This window comes from Methylomonas sp. MgM2 (genome assembly GCF_054172045.1).
Genome location: NZ_JBSYXO010000076.1, coordinates 1 through 4,020 on the forward strand (window position 1 = coordinate 1; position 4,020 = coordinate 4,020).

Annotated in this window: 4 protein-coding genes; all 4 read left to right on the forward strand. The window is 51.4% G+C overall.

Annotated features, from left to right (window positions below; genetic code table 11):
- Positions 1-130: 130 nt before the first annotated feature.
- Entirely contained in the window at positions 131-256 is a 126-nt protein-coding gene (locus ACW73I_RS22825; RefSeq protein WP_458031811.1) for a hypothetical protein, read from the forward strand.
- A 211-nt stretch (positions 257-467) separates the two neighbouring features.
- Entirely contained in the window at positions 468-905 is a 438-nt protein-coding gene (locus ACW73I_RS22830; RefSeq protein WP_458031812.1) for a hypothetical protein, read from the forward strand.
- Between the two features lie 360 nt (positions 906-1,265).
- Positions 1,266-2,726, forward strand: a complete 1,461-nt coding sequence (locus tag ACW73I_RS22835; RefSeq protein WP_458031813.1) for a mechanosensitive ion channel — start codon at positions 1,266-1,268, stop codon at positions 2,724-2,726.
- Positions 2,727-3,086: 360 nt separating this feature from the next.
- Positions 3,087-3,809 carry a DUF4410 domain-containing protein gene (locus ACW73I_RS22840; RefSeq protein ID WP_458031814.1) on the forward strand — a complete coding sequence of 241 codons (723 nt, stop codon included), beginning with the start codon at positions 3,087-3,089 and terminating at the stop codon, positions 3,807-3,809.
- The last annotated feature ends 211 nt before the right edge of the window (positions 3,810-4,020 follow it).

Consider the following 4,020-nt stretch of genomic DNA (forward strand, 5'->3'; position numbering starts at 1 on the left):
TCACGTGGCGGTGTAGGCGCGATTGCTAGCCAGGGATGGCTAGCAATCTTTCCCGCCGGAAGCCGACACTCTCCGGATTTAAAGCCGGTAGCGGAGATGCTTACCGGCTGGTCAACGAAACCGCGAGTTAGTGGAATATCCGGAAACCGGCGGCCGCAGCGAGGGAGACCAAGTCGTCTACCCGGACGACGACTTGCAGGCTGTGTTTGCCGACAGTATCTGGCGGTTTTCACATAAGGACGGTACGCCGTATTGAGCGCTTTGAAATTTTTCGCCGCCAAACCGGGCGATTTTTGTTACATCGGCACGCAAACCTGACATGCAAATCACCTTGTTAAGACACGGCAAACCGGCCGTCCAGCTATCGGGCATGGCTCGCGGTAAGGATTTGGCCGCCATCGCCAAGGCGTACGACGCATCCGGCATCGTTGATCGGCCACCGACGGAAACCGTGGCGGAACTGCGCCGTGCCAACTACGGCGTGCAGCGACTTGCCGCGCGCGGTCGAATCGGCCCGTGCGCTGGGGTTTACCAAATCGCCTGTGGCGGAAAGCTTGTTTCGCGAATCAGCGCAGCAGCATTTCGACAGCGCTACCCATTACGGCGTGGGTGACGGTTTGTCGATTACTCTGGTTGGCCGGTTTTTGGCAAAACTAAAGGCGAGAGAATTTCAAAAAGTCGGGAAAAACGAGGAGAAAGGGGCTTGCGGCAGCGGCGATTTGGGGAGCATCTTATTCGCGATGAAACCGATTACCGGCAGCATGCCGACTACATTCATTGGAACCCGGTCAAGCGTGGCTGGGTTAGATCAGTTAAAGATTGGCCCCATTCAAGTTTTCATGGTTATGCGAAACAGGGTGTGTATTCTGAAAATTGGGGTGTTGACATCGATTTATCGAAGTTAGGGGCTAGAGAATAACGCGAATGATGCGGTTCGTACCTCACTGCATCCTACCGGACTACAAGGATAAGGAGAAATTTAAACAACGATGGAAACACTTTAAATTTAAGGATTGGTAAGTCCAATAACAAGCTCAAATTTTTATCTCGAACAATCCGTCTATACCAATAGCCATCGCAAACAGAAATTCATATCGTTAGGGATGGAAGAAGTCCACGTCATCATTTTACGGATATAAGTATTCAAACGTATATCAATTCGTTATGGATTGATGGAAACTTCAATGAAGTATGGTTCCTTATACTCCGGTTACTTTATGACGTCGTAAATATCTTTAATGAATATGAGTCAAAGGGGAATAATAATGGACATAACCAATTTGATGAATTCTCTGCAAGAGACACTGGGTCAGCAGCTTCCTAAGATCGTCGGTGCACTTGCCATTCTTATTATCGGCTGGCTGGTTGCCGTTGTGTTCAGAGCCGGTGTCCGCAAAGCCCTGTCGCTGCTCAAACTGAATCAAAGAGTGGCCGAGGGCGGCGAAGTTTCGATAGACTTTGAGTCCGGCATCGCCAAGGGCGTGTACTGGGCCGTCCTGTTGATCGTATTCATAGCCGTGTTCAATGTCCTCAATCTTGAACTGGTTTCGAAGCCGCTGGACGCTCTGGTGACGCAGGTCTTCCAATATGTTCCAAGGTTGGCGGCCGGCGGTGTTTTGTTATTGCTTGCCTGGTTGTTGGGAACGATCGTCCGGATGCTCGTGATCAAGGCATTGGACGCGACTCAATTGGATGAGAAGCTTGGCGTTACCGAGGGCGGAGTCTCGACCAGCAAAAGTATCGGTAACGTCGTTTACTGGTTCATAGTGTTGATGTTCCTGCCGGCGGTTCTCGGCGCTCTCCAGCTTGAAGGCTTGCTGAGTCCCGTCCAGAACATGGTCAATTCGATATTGGCCATGCTGCCGAATATTGTGGCCGCGGGCGTCATAGGCTTGGTCGGCTGGTTTGTCGCAAAAATTCTGCGCGACATCGTTTCCAATCTGCTCGCCGCCGCCGGCGCGGACCGACTCGGGGTGCGCGTCGGCTTGGAAGAAGGAATGGGCGTATCGCGCCTGCTCGGAGCTATCGTGTTTTTCTTCGTATTCATTCCCGCCTTGGTGGCGGCGTTGGAAGCCCTGCAAATGGAAGCAATCTCCGCGCCGGCCACGAATATGCTCAATATCGTCTTGCAGACGATACCGGATATTTTTGCGGCCGTGGTTATTCTAGTCATCGCATTCTTCGTGGCGCGCTTTGTCGCAAGCCTGTTGACAACGCTGCTGCAAGGGATGAATTTCGATAAGGTCCCGGCGGCACTGGGCTTGGAGGCGGTGTTTGCAGAAAGTGTTTCGCCGTCGGCCCTGATCGGTAAGTTACTAATTTTCTTCACGATGCTGTTTGCTGCGATCGAAGCATCGAATCAGCTGGGTTTGAATCAAATCGGCGGGTTGATCACGATTTTCGTGGAATTCGGTGCAAAAATCCTGTTGGGTTCGATTATTCTGGCCGTAGGTTTCTGGCTAGCCAATATCATTTATCAGGTCATCCTCAAGGGCAGCGGCCAGAGCAAGCTGATGGCGGGTATCGCCAGATTTGCAATTCTTGGTCTGGTCACGGCGATGGGTTTGCATGCGATGGGTCTGGCCGACGCTATCGTTAACATGGCTTTCGGCTTGGTCTTGGGCGCTATCGCCGTTGCGGTTGCGCTGTCATTCGGACTGGGAGGCAGAGAAGCCGCCGGCAAACAAATGGAATATTGGTTCAAGCAAATGCGGGGCGAACCTTAAAATTGCGCGCTTTGTCGCAGGGTAAGCATTGCGTACCCGATCACTTTGCCCGCTTTGTATTTCTCACACCTTGATTAACCGCTTTAAGCCGTACGAGTGTTTGTATCGACGAATGCGGACATAAATGGTCGGTGTTTGCGGGTATCGTTCCGTCCGTGGCGAATCGTAAGGACGGAGCCGATTTTGACGATGTTATCCGCATCGGATTGACCGCCACAAAGCATATTGTCTAGTGCCGGCTGATGGTTCATTTGCGCCCTGTCCCCTTATAATTAATAGCGGTAACGAATTTGTGTAACCGGTCGCGGCTGCGAAAAGCCGAACTTTTTATAGACGTCTTTTTTTAATCGGGGAGATCAGATGATTCCGTCGGGCTGGCCGCAAGGATTAATACACGATCCTGTTTGCGAAGAACGTGCTAAGTTAAACCGAACTCTTAAAGCTTGGTTCGCTATTTTCCTGCTGATTGCCGCGTCGGCTGTTGGTTGTAACAAACAGTTCATTTCGCACGGATCGTCGGGTTCCGTTGAAGTCCTCGACGAGCAGATTAAAAATCCATGGCCAATTGCGCGACCGACGGTCATTTATGTCAGTGACTTTGCCTTAGATGTCGAACATCTCCAAACCGAACAGGGCATTGGCGGCATATTACCCGGTAGACGCTTAAAGCGATTTGTCGAAAATTTGCCGCATCCAACGGTAAATGCCGACCCCGAACAGCGAGCGGAAAAAATCGTTACGGAAATGAACCAAAGTCTTATTGATAGCCTCATGCGCAAGGGTTTCGCCGCACAGGGTCTAACAAATCTTAGGTCTACGGCGTTGCCCGTAAACGGTTGGCTGTTACAAGGGGTGTTTACCGAGGTGGACGAAGGTAACCGCCTCAAACGAGCCGTAATCGGCTTCGGCCAAGGTGCCACGAAAATGGATGTGCAGATCGGGATTAGCGATTTGACCAGCGCAAACCCGCTAGAACCCTTCATTGTGTTCGGAACCGTCAAAGATCCAAAAAAAATCCCCGGCGCTATCGTAACCATGAATCCCTATGTTGCTGCGGCTAAATTTGTCTTAGCAGGCTGTTGAAATTTGCCGCCATACCTTCGGTTTCGACGCCATTTTTTGAAGCGCCGGGTGGTCTGCTAGCCTGATTAAGGCTCAAAAACCGGTTCTAGCCGGTTATATTCATCCCGAAGGGATTTAAATGCCGCCTTTTGGCGGATTTTAGGCGCAGCACCGCCTAGGCGGTGCTGTAACGCCAGCCGAAAATGGCGCCCATGCGTGTCAGGTTGTAGGC

Coding starts and splice junctions, on each gene's coding strand:
- ACW73I_RS22835 (WP_458031813.1), top strand. CDS start 1,266: ATGGACATAACCAATTTGATGAATTCTCTGCAAGAGACACTGGGTCAG.
- ACW73I_RS22840 (WP_458031814.1), top strand. CDS start 3,087: ATGATTCCGTCGGGCTGGCCGCAAGGATTAATACACGATCCTGTTTGC.